Genomic DNA, 17,759 nt, shown 5'->3' with positions numbered 1-17,759 from the left:
CTGGCAGCCAGAGGCCAGGCAAAGATGTGCGACAATTTTACATGGGTCCGGATAGCTACCAGCCATCCGGACATTCCCTTTGGCATGCGCGTGCATGAAGCATGCCCGCAAGACATTACACGACACTACACCTTGGAGAACGCAATGGGATTTCTGGCAGGTAAGCGGATCCTGATCACTGGCTTGCTGTCCAACCGCTCGATCGCCTACGGCATCGCGTCGGCGTGCAAGCGCGAAGGCGCCGAACTGGCCTTCACCTACGTCGGCGAACGCTTCAAGGACCGCATCACCGATTTCGCCAAGGAATTCGGCTCCGACATGATCTACGAATGCGACGTCGGCAGCGACGAGCAGATCGCGGCGCTGTTCTCCGATCTGGGGCAACGCTGGGAGAAATTCGACGGTCTGGTGCATTCGATCGGCTTTGCACCGCGCGAAGCCATCGCCGGCGACTTCCTCGAAGGTCTGTCGCGCGAAGGCTTCAAGATCGCGCACGACATCTCGGCTTACAGTTTCCCTGCACTCGCCAAGGCCGCGCTGCCGCTGCTGTCGGACAAGGCGTCGCTGGTCACGCTGACCTACCTCGGCTCCGAGCGCGTCGTGCCGAACTACAACACGATGGGCCTGGCCAAGGCATCGCTCGAAGCGAGCGTGCGTTACCTCGCGTCGTCGGTCGGTCCGCGCGGCATTCGCGCCAACGGCATCTCGGCCGGTCCGATCAAGACGCTGGCAGCATCGGGCATCAAGGGCTTCGGCAAGCTGCTCGGCCACTTCGAGAACGTGGCGCCGATGCGCCGCAACGTGACCGTCGATGAAGTTGGCAATGTGGCGGCGTTCCTGCTGTCCGATCTGTCCAGCGGCGTGACCGGCGAGATCACGTACGTGGATGGTGGGTTCAATATCGTTGGCGCCAGCGTCGACGAGGAGTAAGCAGCAAGCAGTAAGGTAGACCGACGAAGGGTGCCGCCGTGCGTGATGCCCTTCGATTCGCAACGCTTGGGAGATCACCATGGCTGCGGATGTGACCAGTATTGCGGTTCGCGAGATCGGCAGTTTTCACATCGGCGGCACCATGGAGACCCTTTCCGGCCTGCCCCGTCGGCAGCGCGTCAGCACCCGCGGCGGTCCCATCCACGAGATCGATCCCAACGGCGAGTTGATGGTCGGACAGATGTACGTCCAGTACGTGCGCCTGAGCGCGCCGAAATGCCCTCTCCCGTTGCTGCTCTGGCATGGTGGCGGCATGACTGGCGTGAACTGGGAAACCACACCCGACGGCCGGCCCGGCTGGCAGATGTTCTTTTTGCGCGCGGGGTTCGATGTCTATGTCTCCGACGCCGTCGAACGCGGGCGTGCCTCCTGGGCGCCCTATCCCGATATCTACGACGGCGCACCGTTCTTCCGTACCGCGCGCGAAGCGTGGGAGGAGACCTTCCGCTTCGGGCCACCCGGCTCGTGGCACGCCGACCCCGCCCGACGCCAGCCCCATCCCGATGCCCGCTTCGATGCCGTGTACATGGAGACGTTCATGTGCCAGTGCGTGCCGCGCTGGGAGGGCAACAATGCGCGCACGCAAGCGGCCTACGATCAGCTGCTGGCGAAACTCGGCGAGAGCATTGTCATTACGCATAGCCAGGGCGGCAACTTTGGCCTGACTGCGGCGCTGCACGCGCCCACGCGCGTCAGGGCCGTGATATCGCTCGAACCTTCCGGCGCGCCTGACCCGGACGAAGCCGATGCCGCGCTGCTGCGCGACGTGCCGCATCTGTTCCTGTGGGGAGACTACCTCGACCGGCATGCGTTCTGGGTGCATTCCGTACCGAACGTGCGGCGCTGGCATGACGCCTTGCGCGCGGCCGGTGGTGACAGCGAGTGGATCGACCTGCCCGCCCGCGGCATTCGTGGCAACACACATGCGCTGATGGCCGACGACAATAGCGACGACTTGGCCACGATCGTGCTGGACTGGCTGCAACGGCATGGTCTTGTCTGATACGACTCGCAACGACTCATAAGGCGGCCTCGGCTATGCATCAACGGCATCTGCGCTATTTCGTCGGGATCGTTGATGCGGGCAGCTTCTCGCGCGCGGCCACGCTGATTCATGTGGCACAACCCGCGTTGAGCCAGCAGATCGCGGACCTCGAGCAGGAGCTCGGGGTCACGCTGCTGCATCGCAGTGCGCGCGGCGTCCGGCCCACGCCCGCGGGCGAGCTGTTGTACAAGGAGGCCAGCGCAATCCTGCAGCAGATGGATCGCCTGCCCGATCTGCTGCGCTCGCTCGATGCGGCGCCCCAGGGTGTGGTGCGGCTCGGCATGTCGTCGACGCTCGCGTCGGGCCTGGCTGGCGGGTTGATCGAGACCTGCCGCGCGCAATTGCCGCAAGTCGCGCTGCAATTCACTACCGCACCGAGCATGCAACTGCGCGAGCGCCTGCACGCGGGTACGCTCGACCTTGCACTGGCTTTTGACGACGACCTCAATATCGACGGTCAGTTGCGCCGCTGGCCGTTGTTTCGGCGGCGGATGTCGCTGATCCGGCTGGCTACGCAGGTCGATGAGGACACGCCAGTGCATATCGATACGCTGGCCGAGCTGCCGCTGGTGCTGCCGATCGGCCCCAATGTCGCGCGCACGGCGATCGATCGCATGTTTGCGGAGCGGCGTATCACGCCGTGCGTCGTGGCGGAGACCGAACAATTCAACGGCATGATGTCCGCGGTACTCGCGGGTGTCGGCGCCGCGATCCTGCCCGCGAGCGATCTGTCGATCGCGCCCGGGCACGAGGCTCTGGTGGCGACGCCGCTGGTGCCACCGTTCACGCTGACTGCCGCGATTCTCGCTTCGGGCACCACGCCCCCTACTCCTGCCGCGGAAGCTGTGCGGGATTTGCTGGATGCGTTCCTGCACCGCCATCTGCGCGAGCATCCCGGGGACGACACGGCGCTGGTCGAATCAGGCCAGTGAGAGGACCGGCGTCACCGCGCCGATCATCATCGCTTCGAGCGTGGCCTGCTGCTGCGCGCCAAACACATCGCGCTCATCGGGTGATGCCGAGATATTGGGGCGATCGATTGTGATCTTGATAGCCTGACAGCTATCGACGAAGTAGGTACCGACCACATCCGCCGCAGGCAAACCAAGCACTGCCGCCACGTTGGGCGCGTAGAACGCGTTGGAGCGCAACGCGGCCTCGTACTCCACGGTGGAGTGGAACACGATATCGAAGGTCAGGCGGTTGATGCCGGCATCTTTGCTGCGGATGACGAAGGCCATGTCGAGCAGGCGCTGCGCTGTGCCCTGCTCCGCTTCCGCTGCCATCGCTGCCATCGCTGCCGAAGCTGGCATCGCATTAGCGATGAGCGACAACGTGCGGTCGTCGAGGTTGCCGCGATAGCCACGCTCGCCGATATCACGATAGACCGGTCGTGCCTCGCCGGTACGCGTCCACTGGCGGCCGTCGGCGCGGTAGTAGGTGATCGGGAACATGATGTCGCGGATCACGCGTTCGTCGAGCAGCAGATGATAGAGCGTCCATTCGTAGGCATCGGCGGCATCGAGATCGCGCAGTGATGCCGCGCCGGCGGTGGCACCGCCCAGGGCGCGCGCCACCTCGGCCGTGTGGCGTTGGGCAAGGCGCGCGGGATCGCGGTCGATGGTGCGCACGAGCGCGACCGGGCGTTCGGCATCGGCCTCGACGAAGCGGAACGTTGCCTGCGCGAGCGCATCGGGAAACTGTGCGCGCACGAGACCGATGACTGCGTCTTTGATTTGCGCATAGTTCGCGAGGAACACGGGATCGCGCGTGCCGCTCGGCACCACCGCGCCGTAGCTGCCGTCATCGCGCTGAAAGCTGATGAGGTTTGGCGAGAGCGGATACGCGATGTTGCCAGCCGTGGCCTTGCGTCCCGGATACCCATAGTGGATCAGGTAATGCGTGAGCAGGCTGGCCAGCTTCTCGGCCGCTTCTGGCGTGGCCGCGCGCGTCTCGATCAGGATGCCGAGTTCGTACGTGTTGGCCGGCACGGGCTGGGTCTGCACGCCGTTGCGGCCGTAGACGGGCACATCGGCTGGGACGCGCGCGAGGTCAGCGGGCGCAAGATGCAGCAACGATACGCGGCGTCCTCCCAGGCGACGCGCGCCTTCGAGCTTGATGCTGAGCGGCCATGGCTTGCCGGCATGCACGAAGTGGCTGTGGCGAATGCCGGCGGTCCGCGCGTCGCGGGCGAAGAACTCGGTCTGCGCCATGGCGAGGATGCCTTCCGGGTAGAACTGAAGTTGCGGATGGCTTTCCTCGTATAGCGAATGCGCGGCGATCGAGTATGGCGTGCAGCGGCGCGCGGGATCGAGGGGCACGAACACCGCGGTGCCGTCGTCATAGATTTCCGCGACGAGGCAGTCAGAGGGTGAGCCTGGGTCGCAGGCCAGCGCACCGCATTCGAGCACGTGGCCGACGTGGTACGCCAGACCGGCGTCGATGCCGTGGCGGATCATGTCGCTGGCGAACAGCGCCACGTCGCACGAGCGGCCCGCGAAGATGTACTTGGCGCCGCCGTCGAGCGCGGTGATCAGCGGGGCGATGCCCATCTGGCCGACGATGGTGCTTTCGCGCAGCGCGGCTTCGTCGAGTTGCGGACCCTTGCCGGTGGCCTGAAGCTGGCCGGCGCGCAGGGCGTCGAGGACCATCGTGGGGTCGAGTTCGGCGTCGATGACGGCGACCTGGCGATTGCGCACGCCGAGTTCGTCGAAGACCTCACGCGCTACCTCAAGCATCCATTCGAGATTGCGGCGGCCACCGGCCATGCCGCAGCTGCCGAGAATCACGGGGCCGTCGATGCGCTCGCCGGCCACCACCATATTGTGGAAGTCGGCCTTGACCGCTTCGCGTTCGAAGTACTCCTGGCCGGTGCCAAGGTAGTACGGACCGGCATCCATCGAGCCCGCATCGGAGATCACCGCGTCGATGCGGCCTTCCAGCGCGCGCATCAGCGACGCGTCGGGGAATCCGTAACCGAGTGCGCCACAGGCAGATACCACTCTGTATAACAACTTCGCCATCACTTTCTCCTACTTTGTCCGGTTGGGGGGTGGAGTCAGTGTGGGACGCGCGCGTGCAAAGGAAAAATAGGGTCTCGATATCCGGGTATAAGTCGTGGATATGGCCCTGCGGGTGCTGCACAAACGTTCCAGACGGGCCCGCCCGACTCGGGTTAACATCGCCCGATGGACACCGCCCCCTCTTCCCGCAACTGGATCGACCTCCGGCACGACGCTGCCTCGGGGATCGAGACGTTGCGCGCGCATTTCGAGGGGCATGCGTACGATCCGCACTGGCACGACTACTACATGGTCGGCTACACAGAGCAGGGCATTCAGCAGTTCCACTGCCGCAAGTCGCTGGTCAGCAGCACGCCTGGGCAGGTCTTTATGCTCGAGCCCGGCGAGGTGCACGACGGCCATGCGGTGGCGCCCGATGGCTTTACCTATTCGATCCTGTGCCTCGATCCACGCATGATGGATACGCGTCTGCGCGCGCTGTTTCCCGAGATGCCCGAGCGCTTCCAGCCGAGCGTCACCCATACGCTGATGCCCGATGCCGCGCTGGTGACTGCCGTGACCGATGCGTTTCGCGCGACGCATGATCCCGAACTGCGCATGGTGCGCGAGGCCGCGCTCGATACGCTGTTCGACCGGCTGACTACGCATCTGCACTGGCGCAAGCGGATCGCGCAGGATCCGCGACTTCCGGTGGTGGCACACCGGGCGCGGGAGTTTCTGCATGATCATGCCGCGGAGGACATCGGACTCGATGACCTCGCGCGTGCGACCGGAGTGGATCGTTATCGCCTGACGCGCGCGTTCAAGGCGGCGTTTGGGCTGGCACCGCATGCCTACCTCGTGCAGTTGCGTCTGGCGCATGCGCGGCGTTTGATGGCGGTGGGTGCCACGCCCGCCGATGCGGCCGCGGTTTCCGGGTTCGCCGATCAGAGCCACCTCGGACGCTGGTTTCGGCGCGCGTATGGCATGACGCCCGCGCACTATCGGCAGCGCTGCTCAAACGTTCCAGACTTGCGCTAGTCCGCGCCGCAATACTGGGCGCATGAATCCCGCCCTGCTCCCCTTTCTCCTGTTCGCGTTCGTGGCGTCGATCACGCCTGGACCGACCAATATTCTTGTTTTCTCCAACAGCGCCCGGCGCGGCGTGAGCGCATCGGTGCCGATGATTCTCGGTGGCTGCGGCGGCGCCGCGTTGCTGGTGCTGGTCGTCGGGCTTGGTATCGGTCATACGCTGGCACAGCATCCTGACATTCAGCGTGTGATGGCTTGGGCCGGCGCGTTATGGCTGACGCGCATGGCGTGGCAGTTGTTTCGCAGCGCGCCCACGCAGGTCGAGGTTGGCGCGGCGCCGGCCGCGCGGCCGCTGGGCTTTACCGGTGCGGCCGGGTTGCAGATCGTCAATCCCAAGACGTGGGTCATGGGCATTGCGGTAGTCAGCCTGTTTGCCGGGCATGGCGCCGACCAGACGCATGACGTGGCGCTGCTGTCGCTGGTGTTCTTCTGCGTGGCCCTGCCCTGCATGTTCCTGTGGGCCTGTCTGGGCGCGGCGGCCGCGCGGCTGTTGCGTTCGGCGGACTGGATGAAGCGGTTCGACCGGCTGATGGCTGTGCTGTTGCTGGGCTCGGCCTGGTGGGGATTTCTGGGTTAGAGGGTTGCTTCTGTTGCGCAGCAGCAAAATGTTCTTGCGAGGGTGCGTTTAAAGATGTATCTTGGATGCATATTAAACGACAACGATCCATCCAACGGAGTGCATCATGGAAACCCAAGGTAGTGCCCACGACGAATCTCGCAACCTCGACATGCATCGCGACGCGCATAATTTTTCCGATCGCGTCGCGCTAGGTATCACGCTGACGCTACGGTTCTTTGCCGATACGTTCTTCGCCAAGCGCTATGGCAACCGCGCGATCGTGCTGGAGACCGTGGCGGCCGTGCCGGGCATGGTGGGCGCGATGCTGGTGCACCTGAAGTGCCTGCGCTGGATGATCGACGACCATAACTGGATTCGCACGCTGCTCGACGAGGCCGAGAACGAGCGCATGCATCTGATGACCTTTGTCGAGATTGCCAAGCCCAGCTGGTTCGAGCGTGCCGTGATCCTGATCGTGCAGGCCGTGTTCTTTGTGGCGTTCTTCCTGCTGTATCTGGTCTCGGCCCGTACTGCGCATCGGTTGGTGGGTTATTTCGAGGAACAGGCTGTGATCAGCTACACGCTGTACCTCGAGGAAATCGACGCGGGCCGCGTGGAGAATGTACCCGCGCCGGATCTGGCGATTGCTTACTGGAACCTGGCCCCGACGGCACGGCTGCGTGAGGTGGTGCTGGCGGTGCGGGAAGATGAGTGTGGCCACCGGGACGTGAACCACGGGTATGCGGATGAGTTGTCGCGGTCGGTGGTGCAACAGATTGGGTAAGGGCGTGTGCCCTCTCCCCCGGCCCCTCTCCCCGAGGGAGAGGGGAGAAAACAATAGGTAGATTTGATTTCACCCTCTCCCCCAACCCCTCTCCCTGAGGGAGAGGGGAGCGAGACGTTGGCATACGATGCGTGCGCGCCTCCCCGGAGGGAGAAGGGAGAAAACCTAGACTACCCCGCTGCCGCGTCCGTCCCAGTAACCCGCCCGCAGCGCCTTCTTATCGATCTTGCCGAGCGGGGTCAGTGGTAGCGCGGCGGTGAATTCCACCGTCTTTGGGGCCATGACCGGGCCCTTGCGTTCCTTGACGAAGGCGATCAGTTCTTCCGCCGTTGCGCTGGCGGCGGCGCGGAGTACCACGATCGCCTTCACTGCCTCGCCCCACTTTTCGTCGGGTACGCCGATCACCGCGGCGCTGGCGACTGCCGGGTGGCTGCCGAGCGTGTTCTCGAGTTCCTGCGGGTAGATATTGAAGCCGCCCGAGATAATCATGTCCTTCTTGCGATCGACGATATGGAAGTAGCCGTCGCGGTCCTGATAGGCCATGTCGCCCGTGTGCAGCCAGCCATCGCGTAGCAATTCCTGTGTGGCCTCGGGCTTGTTCCAATAACCGCGTGTGACATGCGGCGCGCGCACGCATAGCTCGCCGATACCGCCGTCGCGCGGCAGCGTGTTGCCCGCGTCATCGACCAGTCGCACCGCCACGCACGGGTATGGTTTGCCTGCCGATGTCAGCTTGTCTCCGCGCGGATGCAGGTGATCTTCCGCGGTCAGCGAGAGGATGGTGCCGGGCACCTCGGTCTGGCCATAGTTCTGATGCAGAATCGGCCCGAACAGCGCGAGTGCCTGCGCCAGGCGGCGTTGCGAGATTGGCGCGGCGGTATAGATGATGCGCCGCAGCCCGCCGAGGTTGATCGACGCGATGCGCGGATGGTCCATCAACGCGTACAGCATGGTCGGCACGAGGAACAGCGTGGTCGCGTCGCCAGCATGGATGGCATCGAGCGTGCGGTCCGCATCGAAGCCGTCATGGACGACCACGGTGCCACCCTTGACCAGCACCGGAATCACGAGCGCGCCCGCGCCGTGCGATAGCGGTGACGACACCAGCAACCGCGTCGAGATATCGAAGCCCTGTTCGGCGATATGCAGCAGCGAGGCGAACGCGAGCGCGCGGCTCTCGGTGATCACGCCCTTGGGCACGCCCGTGGTGCCTCCTGTGTAGATCAGGCGGATATTGTCATCGGGCGCCTCCCATGCCTGCAGCGGACGCGGGGTATAGCCCGAGATCTCGCGCCAGAAATCCGGCAGGCCGGGCACGGCATCGTGTGACGCCAGCCGGATCGCGTGCTGCGCGCCGCGTGCAAGTTCCTGCCCGCGCGCGGTGCGTGCCACATCAACAATCAGCAGTACCGCGCCACTGTCTTCCAGCATGTACCGATGATCATCGAGGCTGCCCGAGTAGTTCGGGATCACCGAGACATAGCCGCCAATGAATGCGGCCGCCATGATCACGAACATCTCGTGCCGGTTGCTCGTGAGTTGCATGATCGCGTCGCCGCGCCGCAAGCCGATCGCCTCGAAATGCTGCAGCGTGCGGCTGATCTGCTCCGCCACCTGTGCATAGGTGACAGTGTGGCCGCGGCATGCGAACGCGGTGCGTGGCCCGTGCCGTTCGAGCGCGTTGACGATCATGTCGCCGACGCCGCCCGCCGAATACAACAGCGACGATGCATCCGGAGTATCGGTGTGGTGTTCTGCCATCCCTGTCATTGTTCGCCCAGCTTCTTGTCTTTGATCAGCGCGCCAAGGCGATCGGACTCCGCGCGCACGCGTGCGACGAAGTCGTCCGACGATGACACCTCGATGTCGTAGCCCTCAGCCAGCAGTTGCTCTTTCAGCGCCGGCGCATTGAACGCGCGCCGGATGGCGTTGCGCAGCTTGTCGGCAACCTCCTTCGGCAGGCCGGCCGGTGCAATCACGCCGACCCAGGACGAGGCCTCGAAGCCCGGATAGGTTTCGGCGACGGTCGGCACGTTCGGCAACAGCGGCGAGCGCTTGACCCCGCCGGTAGCGAGCGCATGCAGGCGGCCATCCTTGATATACGGCAGGAAGTAACCGAGCGTGCCCGAGGCCATGTCGTAGCGGCCCGACAGCAGATCCGGCAGGAACGAACCGCCGCCACCCTGATACGGCACCGGCAGCAGATCCACATGGGCCAGATTGCCGAGCAGCAACGGATACAGATGGTTCGACGTGCCCTGCCCCGTCGAGCCGAACGACACCGTGCCGGGTCGCGCCTTGGCGGCCTGCATCAGCGCGGGGAGCGATGCGTATGGCTTGCTCGTGACGAGTACGTGCGGCGCGGAGACGACCAGCGTCACGTACGTGAACGATTTGAACGTGTCATACGACAGCGCGCGGAACATGTGCTGGTTGACCGCCTGTGAGTCGAATACCACGCCGAGCGTGTAGCCGTCCGGTTTGGCGCGCGCGACCTCGGCGGTGCCGAGGGTGCCGCCCGCGCCGGGCTTGTTCACCACCACGAATGGTTCGCCGAGTTCCTGCGACAGGCTGTTCGCGACCAGACGGCCGATGCGGTCCGTGGTGCCGCCTGCGGAGTACGGCACGATGACTTGTGTGGTCTTGCCGGATTCGGCACGCGCCGGGGCCACGAACGCGAGCGCGCAGGTGGCGAGGCAGGCGGCCATACCGCTTACGAACAGCGTTTTGCGTCGGGTTGGTGCGATGGTCATCGGCATGGTTCTCATCTTGTCTCCTCTTATTCTGGATGGCGCGTGGGCGTCGTTGCACCCACTGCATATGTTCTTGACGCTAGCGTGCGGGACCGTCGTAGGCAATCGCCCGATCGGCGTAGTCCGCCATCAGGAAGCCAATGGGCCGGGTCGATTCCTCGAACAGATGGGCGAGCAGCCCGGCCGTGCGGGCGAGGATCGGGATGCCCTTGAGCGCGCCGAGCGGGAAGCCCCCCTGCAGCAGCACGGCCGGAATCGAGCCCGAGGCATTGATCGGAAGCTGACGGCCGTAGACCGAAGGGATCAGCCGCTCGACCGCGAACAGCGCGTCGAGATACGGGCCCTGAACCTGCAGTTCTTCAGCGAGTGCAAGCAGCCGCGCGGTGCGCGGATCGCCGCCGGCGTGTAGCGGATGGCCGTAGCCAGGCACGGTCTGCCCGGCCGCCTTGCGTGCCGCGAGCTTGCTCTGCACCACAGCGTCGAGCGTGTCGCCCGATGCCGCGTGTGTGGTGACGATGTCATGCAGAAAGCGGCCGCAGAGCTCCGAGGTGCCCATCACCACCGTACCCGCGCCGAGCAGGCCGGCGGCCACGGCGCCCTGCAGCGCGGCCGGGTCGGCGTCGTATGTCATGCGGGCGGCCTGCACGGTCGGCGTCAGGCCATGCTCGGCAATCGCCACGAGCGCGGCGTTGACGAGCCGGCTCTGTGCCGGCGTGGGCGTGGCGCCAGTGAGCAGAAACACATAGAAGTCCGCGAAGCCGATATTGCCGATGAGGTCATCGCACAGATCCTTGCCGCGGATCGTGATGGTGTCCGCATCGGCCATGCAGATGGCGGTATGCGGGTCGTCCTGCCTGCCGATTCTCATGTCTCCTCCTGTCTTGTTTGAACGGATTCTAAGGAGCCCACCAGAATTGACAAAGTAGATTATTTGTATGTTAATCATCGACACGATCTATAGCCAAACCAGAACCAAACCAAGCCGGAGCCACCATGGAACTGAGGCATCTGCGGTACTTCGTCGCGCTCGCCGAGCGGCTGAACTTCACGGCGGCTGCCGCGCAGGTTCACGTTACGCAACCGACGTTGTCGCATCAGATCAAGCAACTCGAGAACGAACTGGATATGGCGCTGTTCGAACGGACCGAACGGCGCGTGAGCCTGACCGCCGCGGGCATGCTGTTTCTGCCGAGGGTGATCGAGGCGCTGAAGACGCTCGATAGCGGTACCGCGCTGCTGAAGGCCTCGGCCACGTTGTCGGGACATCTGCGCATTGCCACGTCGCAGACGTTCAACCTCGCGATCGTGCCGCGCACGGTATTGCTGTTCCGGCAGCAGCACGAGAACGTGCGCGTGACCATCGAGGAACTGACGCTCGCCGATATGACTCGCGCGCTGCGCGCGGACGAGATCGACCTGGCCATCGCGTATCAGCCCACCGATGCGCACGACATGGTGTTCGAGCCGCTGTGCGACGAAGAGCTCGTGCTGTTTCTGCCGGCCGATCATGCGCTGGCGCGGCGCAAGCGCGTGCGCATGATCGAGCTGCATGGCCGCGACATGGTGATGCTGTCCACGCGCTACAAGACGCGGCAAATCATCGACGATGCGTTGATCTCCGCGGGGACGATACCGAACGTGATCATCGAGTCCGGCACGATTCCATCATTGCTGAACCTCGTGCGCCAGACCGGCGCGCCGACCATCCTGTCGCGTTATGCGCTCACGCCGGACTCGCCGCTGAAGACGGTGCCGCTCGAAAGCCCGCGGCCGACACGCACGACGGGGCTGATCTACAGCAATGACCGCGCGCGCTCGCCGCTGGAAACGGCGTTTGGTGCACTGCTGCGCAAGGTGGCGGTGAGTTACATCGCTACCTGACAGATACCCGAGTGATACCTGAAGGGGCATTGTCGCCCGCTTTTTTCCGCATTCACGTAAAGCTTTTCAGTGCGCGCCACATAGTGACGGTTTTGTAATTGTTCGGTCAGTCGGACGAAAGTGCCTCGCGCCAATACTGAATTCAACTCTTCATCACTGCCGATAAGAGTCCGAATTCATCCCTCCTCCAGCGAGAACAACATGACTGATCTGAACAGACGCAAGGTAATGATCGGCGCTGCGACCACCGCATTCGCCGCCGCAGCCGCCACCGCGCACGCGGCCTCCTTCGGCAATCCCGACCGCCCGCCCGAAGGCGCGATCAATGCACGCAACAAGCAGGGCCTGACCGATCCGGGTCCGCACAGCCCCGCGCTCGAAGAACAGTTCCCTTCGTTCCAGAATGCGCCGCCGACCGACGTCAACGGCATGGCGCTGTTCTGGGCCTCGTTCAACAATGCGCACAAGCGTATTCAGGACGGTGGCTGGGCGCGCGAGGTCACGCAGGAGGACTTTGCGATCTCGAAAGATATCTCGGGCGTGAATATGCGCCTGACCGCTGGTGGCATTCGCGAGATGCACTGGCACCAGCAGGCCGAGTGGGCGATCATGCTCGACGGCAAGTGCCGCATTACCACGCTCGATGAAGAAGGCCGTCCGTCGGTGCAGGACGTGAAGGCCGGTGACCTCTGGTATTTCCCGCCGGGCCTGCCGCACTCGCTGCAGGGTGCTGGCACCACGGGCGCGGAGTTTCTGATCGCGTTCGATAACGGTATGGCGTCCGAGTTCAACACGCTGCTGCTGACCGACTGGATCGCGCATACGCCGCCCGATGTGCTGGCCGCCAACTTTGGCGTGCCGGTGGAAGCGTTCAAGAATATCCCCGTCGATAATCTGTGGATCTTCCAGGGCAAGGAGCCGGGTCCGCTGGCCGCCGCGCAACGCGCCTCTGCCTCGAAGAAGGGCCCGCCGGCGCTGCCGGTGGTGTTCTCGCTGTCCGATTCCGTACCCGTGAAGAAGACGCGCGGTGGGCAGGTGCAGATCGCCGACAGCCGCAATTTCAAGATCTCGCAGAACGTTGCCGCCGCGCTGGTCACGGTGAAGCCCGGTGGTCTGCGCGAACTGCACTGGCACCCGAATGCGGATGAATGGCAGTACTACATCAAGGGCAAGGGTCGCATGACCGTATTCGACACCGGCCCCAAGGCGATGACCGCCGATTTCAACGCAGGCGATATCGGCTATGTGAAGAAGGGGTTGGGCCACTACGTGCAGAACGTGGGCAATACGGACCTGATCATGGTCGAGGTGTTCAAGGCCGATCACTTCGCCGAAGTGGGCCTGTCCGACTGGCTTGCACATACGCCGCCGGAGATGGTCATGCAGACGCTGAACATCGATGCCGCGACGCTGGCGCAGTTCCCAACCAGCCGCCCGGACATCATGCCCGAGTGAGCTATCGCTTGTACGTACTGGCTTGTACGTACTGGCTTGTACGTACTGGCTTGTACGTATCACCACGGACGGCGGCGATCTTTCTCGCAAGGGTCGCCGCCGTTCGCACATAAGCAGAAGCAGGCGCCACACATGACAGGGGGAACATGCCGTGCCACCGATGACGACGACCAGTACCAGCCTGGGGCAGGCCGCCCCGCTCTCTATCACCGAAAGAACGTCGCGCTCGATGCGCGCGGCGCTCGAGGGGCGTCGCAATGGGTTGCGCGCGTTTCTGCCGTTTGTCGGCCCGGCGTTGATCGCTTCGGTCGGGTATATGGATCCCGGCAACTTTGCCACCAATATCGAGGCGGGCTCGCGCTATGGCTACGAGCTGCTGTGGGTGGTGCTGTTGTCGAGCCTGATTGCGATGTTCTTTCAGGCGCTGTCGGCGCAGGTGGGCATTGTCACCGGGGCCAATCTCGCGGAGCTGTGTCGTGAACACTTCCCGCGGCAGGTATCGCTGGCGATGTGGGTCGCGTCGGAGATCGCGGCGATCGCCACGGACCTTGCAGAGTTTCTCGGTGGTGCGCTTGCGCTTTCGCTGTTGTGCCATCTGCCGATGCTGGCGGCGATGGGCATCGTTGCTGTGGTGACATGGGGGCTGCTGGCGCTGGAGTCGCGGGGGTTTCGGCCGCTCGAGATTGCGATTGCGCTATTGGTTACCGTGATTGGTGCCACTTACGTGTGCGAGTTGATGATTGCGCCGCCGGACTGGGCGGCGGTGGCTGTGCATTCGGTGGTGCCGCATTTGCGGGACAAGGATGCGTTGATGCTTGCAGTGGGCATTGTTGGCGCGACGATCATGCCGCATACGCTCTATCTTCACTCGGGGCTGACGCAAAACCGTGCGGTGACGGCTAACGTCGGCGAGCGGCGGCGGCTGATTGCGTTTTCCAATCGCGAGGTGGTGTTGGCGTTGGGGGCTGCGGCGCTGGTGAATATGGCGATGGTGGTGATGGCGGCTACGGTGTTTCACAAGACCGCGCCGGCGATTGACGATATCGGCGTGGCGTATCACACGTTGATTCCTATTCTTGGTGGTGGGGCGGCGGTGATTTTTCTGGTTGGATTGCTGGCTTCGGGGGTGTCTAGTTCGGTCGTTGGCACGATGGCTGGGCAGATCATCATGCAGGGTTTTGTGCGGGTGCGGATTCCGCTGGCTGTGCGGCGGATTGTTACGATCGCGCCGGCGTTTGCGATTGTGGCGCTGGGGTGCAATGTCACCAAGGCGATGATTGCGAGTCAGGTGGTGTTGAGTATGGCGTTGCCGTTGCCGATGGTGGCGCTTTTGGTGTTGGGCTCGCGGCGCGCGGTGATGGGGGAGTTTGCGTTGAAGCGTGGGGTGTTGGTGGGGGCTTCGGCGGCGGCGGTGTTGATTGTTGGTTTGAATATTTTGCTGATTTGGCAGGCGGTGGTTTGATTGAGGCGTCGTGTGCCCTCACCCCCGGCCCCTCTCCCCGGGGGAGAGGGGAGAACACAATAGGAAAGTTGTTATCTCCCCTCTCCCCCGGCCCCTCTCCCCGCTGGGGAGAGGGGAGCAAACCATTGGCGATTGATGCGCCGGCGCTCTCCCGCTGGGAGAGCAAACCGTTGGCGGTTGATGCGCCGGCGCTCTCCCCGCAGGGCGAGCAAACCGTTGGCGGTTGATGCGTCCGAGAAGCTAACGGCTCGGCGCGTTGATGCGCGTCAGGAGAAACCCACGACCGCGTGCGGGACGTATGGGGCTTCCAGCTTGGCAATTTCCTCAGTGGTCAGGGTCAGCTCTAATGCGGCGACGGCGTCGGTCAGGTGGCCGGGACGGGAGGCGCCGATGATGGGGGCGGAGATCACGTTCTTGGCCAGTACCCATGCCAGTGCTACCTGCGCCGGAGGTACGCCGCGGGTCTTGGCGACCTGGGCTACCGCTTCCACGACCTTGCGGTCGGCGTCAGCGGTTTCGGCGTAGAGGGTCTTGCCGAACTCGTCGGTCTCGGCGCGGCTGGTCTGTTCGTCCCACGGGCGGGTCAGGCGGCCGCGCGCGAGGGGGCTCCATGGGATTACGCCGATGCCTTCCGCCTGACACAGCGGCAGCATTTCGCGCTCTTCCTCGCGGTACAGCAGGTTCACGTAGTTCTGCATGGTCGAGAAGCGCGTCCAGCCGTTGGCCTTGGCCACATGCAGCATCGTCGCGAACTGCCATGCGAACATCGACGACGCGCCGATGTAGCGTACCTTGCCGGCCTTGACGAGGTCGTGCAGCGCTTCCAGCGTTTCCTCGATCGGCACCGCGTAGTCGAAGCGGTGAATCTGGTACAGGTCGATGTAATCGACGCCAAGGCGGCGCAGCGAGTTGTCGGCTTCCTGCAGGATCGCCTTGCGGCTCAGCCCGGCCCCATTCGGCCCCTTGTGCATGCGTCCGTTGACCTTGGTGGCGATGACCACCTCGTCGCGGCGCGTGAAGTCCTTGAGCGCGCGGCCGACGATTTCCTCCGAGGTGCCGTCCGAATACACATTGGCGGTATCGAAGAAATTGATACCCGCCTCCACGGCCTGGCGGATCAGCGGGCGGCTTTGCTCTTCATTCAGCGTCCACAGATGCGTGCCGCGCTCGGGCACGCCATAGGTCATGCAGCCGAGGCACAGGGCGGAAACGTCGAGCCCGGTCCTGCCAAGCTTGCGGTATTTCATTACGCTCTCCAAACAGTCGAAATCGTCCGAGGGAACGCCGCAGTGCATTTTCGCAAGGCGATTTTGAAAGGCAATTACGCAAGGCGATCAGGCAAAACAGCGGCCAATCACATCATATTTCGTTCCATACGGAAAGATCATGCGGCAAAACGCGAAAGCGTTATGCGACCCGGCTGCAAGATCGGCGGCCGGGCCCGGATACAACCGTCAGGCGCCGGCGCGCGCGCCTTTCAGGACCTGCTCGAACTGATTGGCCAGTGCATCGGCCGGCGTATAGCCCGCGGCAACCTGATAGAGGTTGTCGCCCGCGCGCAGCACGACCACAGGGAAACTGTTGACGCCCCACTGGCGCACCGTGCGGAAATCCTGCGCGGTCTCGTCGATCACGGCCTGGCTGTTCCACGCGGCGAGGAACGCCTCGGCCGTCACGTCACGGCCCTGCCGCGCCAACGCCTGCGTCGCCACCCCGGCCAGCACCTTGCCGTCGGTCGTATCGAGTCCATCGACGTAGAACGCATGCTGGAGCGCGCGGAACACGCTCAGCAGATCCGCGTCGGGCACCAACCCACGCGCGGTGACCACCGCGCGGCAGATCGGCTCGGTGTCATAGACAAAGCCGGTGCGCGCCAGAAACGCCTCGCGATTGAACGGCAGGCCGCTGGCCTGCTCCACGCGCGCCCAGTGTTGAAGCCGAAAACGCTTGCCCGCGTCGTCCAGCACATCGGTGGCACCGGCGCGGATGCCGCCAACCAGAATGCGCAGGGGCATCTCGGGATAGCGCTCGCTCAGTGCCGCGCGCAGTGCCGTCATCTCCTTGCCGAAGCCGTAGCACCACGAGCACATCGGGTCGCCGATGTAGATCAGTTCGAGTTCCATAGTCCTGCTTTGCGATTAATGTTGATTACGGGGATCGTCGTCGGCATGCACGTAGTCGATGCCCAGCGGGCCATAGCCGGTGACCTGCGTCACATAGCCGCCCGAGCGTGCCCAGTGGAAATGTGGCGTGCCGCCCGGCAGCACGATTACACTGCCGGGGCCGTAAGCGACCAGCTTCTGCGGATCGAACTCGTCGCCGAGGCCGATATAGAAGACGCCCGAGATCACGGTGTAGATGCGGTCTTCCGGATGCACATGCGGCATGAGCTTCACACCGGCCGGCACGCTGACGCGTACGACATAGGGCCCGGCCTGCGTGGGGTCGCCCACCAGCACGGATAGCTGAGCCCGTTTCGGGAACGCCGGAAACGACGACCACTTGATATCTTCCTGCCGGATCGCGCCGTTCTGCTTCGGCGACAAACCCGCCGCGTGCGCGTGACTGGGGATCGCCCCGACAAGTCCGGCCATCAGTCCGGCCCACATTCCAATTCGCAATGCCATGCTGTTCATGATCGTGCCTCTCGAGATGCTTTCGCATCGGTTCCGTGTGGCTCGAACTATAGGTACGGCGACCGCGCGGATAAATGGATGCGGCAGAACATGAATTGAT

At 64.0% G+C, this 17,759-nt stretch carries 16 protein-coding genes; 9 read left to right on the top strand and 7 right to left on the bottom strand.

Going from position 1 to position 17,759, the window contains the following annotated elements; all coding sequences use genetic code 11:
• Window positions 1–144 precede the first annotated feature (144 nt).
• The 3 genes from fabI (at window position 145) to LDO41_RS01875 (ending at window position 2,967) form a co-directional block, all read left to right on the top strand.
• Window positions 145–930, top strand: coding sequence for an enoyl-ACP reductase FabI (fabI, locus tag LDO41_RS01885; protein WP_223981145.1), 786 nt, complete (start codon window positions 145–147; stop codon window positions 928–930).
• Between the two features lie 79 nt (window positions 931–1,009).
• Window positions 1,010–1,993: an alpha/beta fold hydrolase gene (locus LDO41_RS01880; protein WP_223981143.1), complete on the top strand. Its 984-nt coding sequence runs from the start codon at window positions 1,010–1,012 to the stop codon at window positions 1,991–1,993.
• A gap of 35 nt (window positions 1,994–2,028) precedes the next feature.
• Window positions 2,029–2,967: a LysR family transcriptional regulator gene (locus LDO41_RS01875; protein ID WP_223981141.1), complete on the top strand. Its 939-nt coding sequence runs from the start codon at window positions 2,029–2,031 to the stop codon at window positions 2,965–2,967.
• Here LDO41_RS01875 and LDO41_RS01870 read toward each other — a convergent pair.
• Window positions 2,956–5,058 carry a DUF4387 family protein gene (locus tag LDO41_RS01870; protein WP_223981139.1) on the bottom strand — a complete coding sequence of 701 codons (2,103 nt, stop codon included), beginning with the start codon at window positions 5,056–5,058 and terminating at the stop codon, window positions 2,956–2,958. The genes LDO41_RS01875 and LDO41_RS01870 overlap by 12 nt on opposite strands.
• A gap of 165 nt (window positions 5,059–5,223) precedes the next feature.
• Between LDO41_RS01870 and LDO41_RS01865 the strand changes: the two genes are divergently transcribed.
• The 3 genes from LDO41_RS01865 to LDO41_RS01855 all read left to right on the top strand — a co-directional run bounded on the left by LDO41_RS01865 (window position 5,224) and on the right by LDO41_RS01855 (window position 7,472).
• Window positions 5,224–6,078 (top strand): AraC family transcriptional regulator, encoded by an 855-nt coding sequence (locus LDO41_RS01865; protein ID WP_223981137.1) that lies wholly within the window; start codon window positions 5,224–5,226, stop codon window positions 6,076–6,078.
• 22 nt (window positions 6,079–6,100) lie between these two features.
• Window positions 6,101–6,706, top strand: a complete 606-nt coding sequence (locus LDO41_RS01860; protein WP_223981135.1) for a LysE family translocator — start codon at window positions 6,101–6,103, stop codon at window positions 6,704–6,706.
• A gap of 106 nt (window positions 6,707–6,812) precedes the next feature.
• A complete protein-coding gene (locus LDO41_RS01855) occupies window positions 6,813–7,472 on the top strand; it encodes an alternative oxidase (protein WP_223981132.1) in 660 nt (219 codons plus the stop codon).
• Between the two features lie 165 nt (window positions 7,473–7,637).
• Here the strand turns inward: LDO41_RS01855 and LDO41_RS01850 are convergent, their stop codons facing one another.
• The 3 genes from LDO41_RS01850 to LDO41_RS01840 all read right to left on the bottom strand — a co-directional run bounded on the left by LDO41_RS01850 (window position 7,638) and on the right by LDO41_RS01840 (window position 11,093).
• Complete coding sequence (locus LDO41_RS01850; RefSeq protein WP_223981129.1) at window positions 7,638–9,233, bottom strand: AMP-binding protein; 1,596 nt, start codon at window positions 9,231–9,233, stop codon at window positions 7,638–7,640.
• A gap of 5 nt (window positions 9,234–9,238) precedes the next feature.
• Window positions 9,239–10,240 carry a Bug family tripartite tricarboxylate transporter substrate binding protein gene (locus tag LDO41_RS01845; RefSeq protein ID WP_223981126.1) on the bottom strand — a complete coding sequence of 334 codons (1,002 nt, stop codon included), beginning with the start codon at window positions 10,238–10,240 and terminating at the stop codon, window positions 9,239–9,241.
• A 64-nt stretch (window positions 10,241–10,304) separates the two neighbouring features.
• Entirely contained in the window at window positions 10,305–11,093 is a 789-nt protein-coding gene (locus LDO41_RS01840) for a citryl-CoA lyase (protein ID WP_223981122.1), read from the bottom strand.
• Between the two features lie 125 nt (window positions 11,094–11,218).
• Between LDO41_RS01840 and LDO41_RS01835 the strand changes: the two genes are divergently transcribed.
• From LDO41_RS01835 to LDO41_RS01825, 3 genes are all read left to right on the top strand, one after another.
• Window positions 11,219–12,106, top strand: a complete 888-nt coding sequence (locus LDO41_RS01835; RefSeq protein WP_223981119.1) for a LysR family transcriptional regulator — start codon at window positions 11,219–11,221, stop codon at window positions 12,104–12,106.
• Between the two features lie 201 nt (window positions 12,107–12,307).
• Window positions 12,308–13,561, top strand: coding sequence for a cupin domain-containing protein (locus tag LDO41_RS01830; protein ID WP_223981116.1), 1,254 nt, complete (start codon window positions 12,308–12,310; stop codon window positions 13,559–13,561).
• Between the two features lie 160 nt (window positions 13,562–13,721).
• Window positions 13,722–15,023: an Nramp family divalent metal transporter gene (locus LDO41_RS01825; protein ID WP_223981112.1), complete on the top strand. Its 1,302-nt coding sequence runs from the start codon at window positions 13,722–13,724 to the stop codon at window positions 15,021–15,023.
• A gap of 266 nt (window positions 15,024–15,289) precedes the next feature.
• On the opposite strand, the gene LDO41_RS01820 is transcribed toward LDO41_RS01825, so the two are convergent.
• The 3 genes from LDO41_RS01820 to LDO41_RS01810 all read right to left on the bottom strand — a co-directional run bounded on the left by LDO41_RS01820 (window position 15,290) and on the right by LDO41_RS01810 (window position 17,650).
• Window positions 15,290–16,270 carry an aldo/keto reductase gene (locus LDO41_RS01820; RefSeq protein ID WP_223981109.1) on the bottom strand — a complete coding sequence of 327 codons (981 nt, stop codon included), beginning with the start codon at window positions 16,268–16,270 and terminating at the stop codon, window positions 15,290–15,292.
• A gap of 207 nt (window positions 16,271–16,477) precedes the next feature.
• On the bottom strand, window positions 16,478–17,146 hold the full coding sequence (locus tag LDO41_RS01815; protein ID WP_223981106.1) for a DsbA family protein: 669 nt from the start codon (window positions 17,144–17,146) through the stop codon (window positions 16,478–16,480).
• A 15-nt stretch (window positions 17,147–17,161) separates the two neighbouring features.
• On the bottom strand, window positions 17,162–17,650 hold the full coding sequence (locus tag LDO41_RS01810; protein ID WP_223981104.1) for a cupin domain-containing protein: 489 nt from the start codon (window positions 17,648–17,650) through the stop codon (window positions 17,162–17,164).
• Between the last annotated feature and the right edge of the window lie 109 nt (window positions 17,651–17,759).

It is taken from the genome of Cupriavidus pampae, from assembly GCF_914271485.1.
In the GTDB taxonomy this organism is placed as follows: Bacteria; Pseudomonadota; Gammaproteobacteria; order Burkholderiales; family Burkholderiaceae; genus Cupriavidus; species Cupriavidus pampae.
This window is presented reverse-complemented; position numbering and strand designations above follow the sequence as displayed.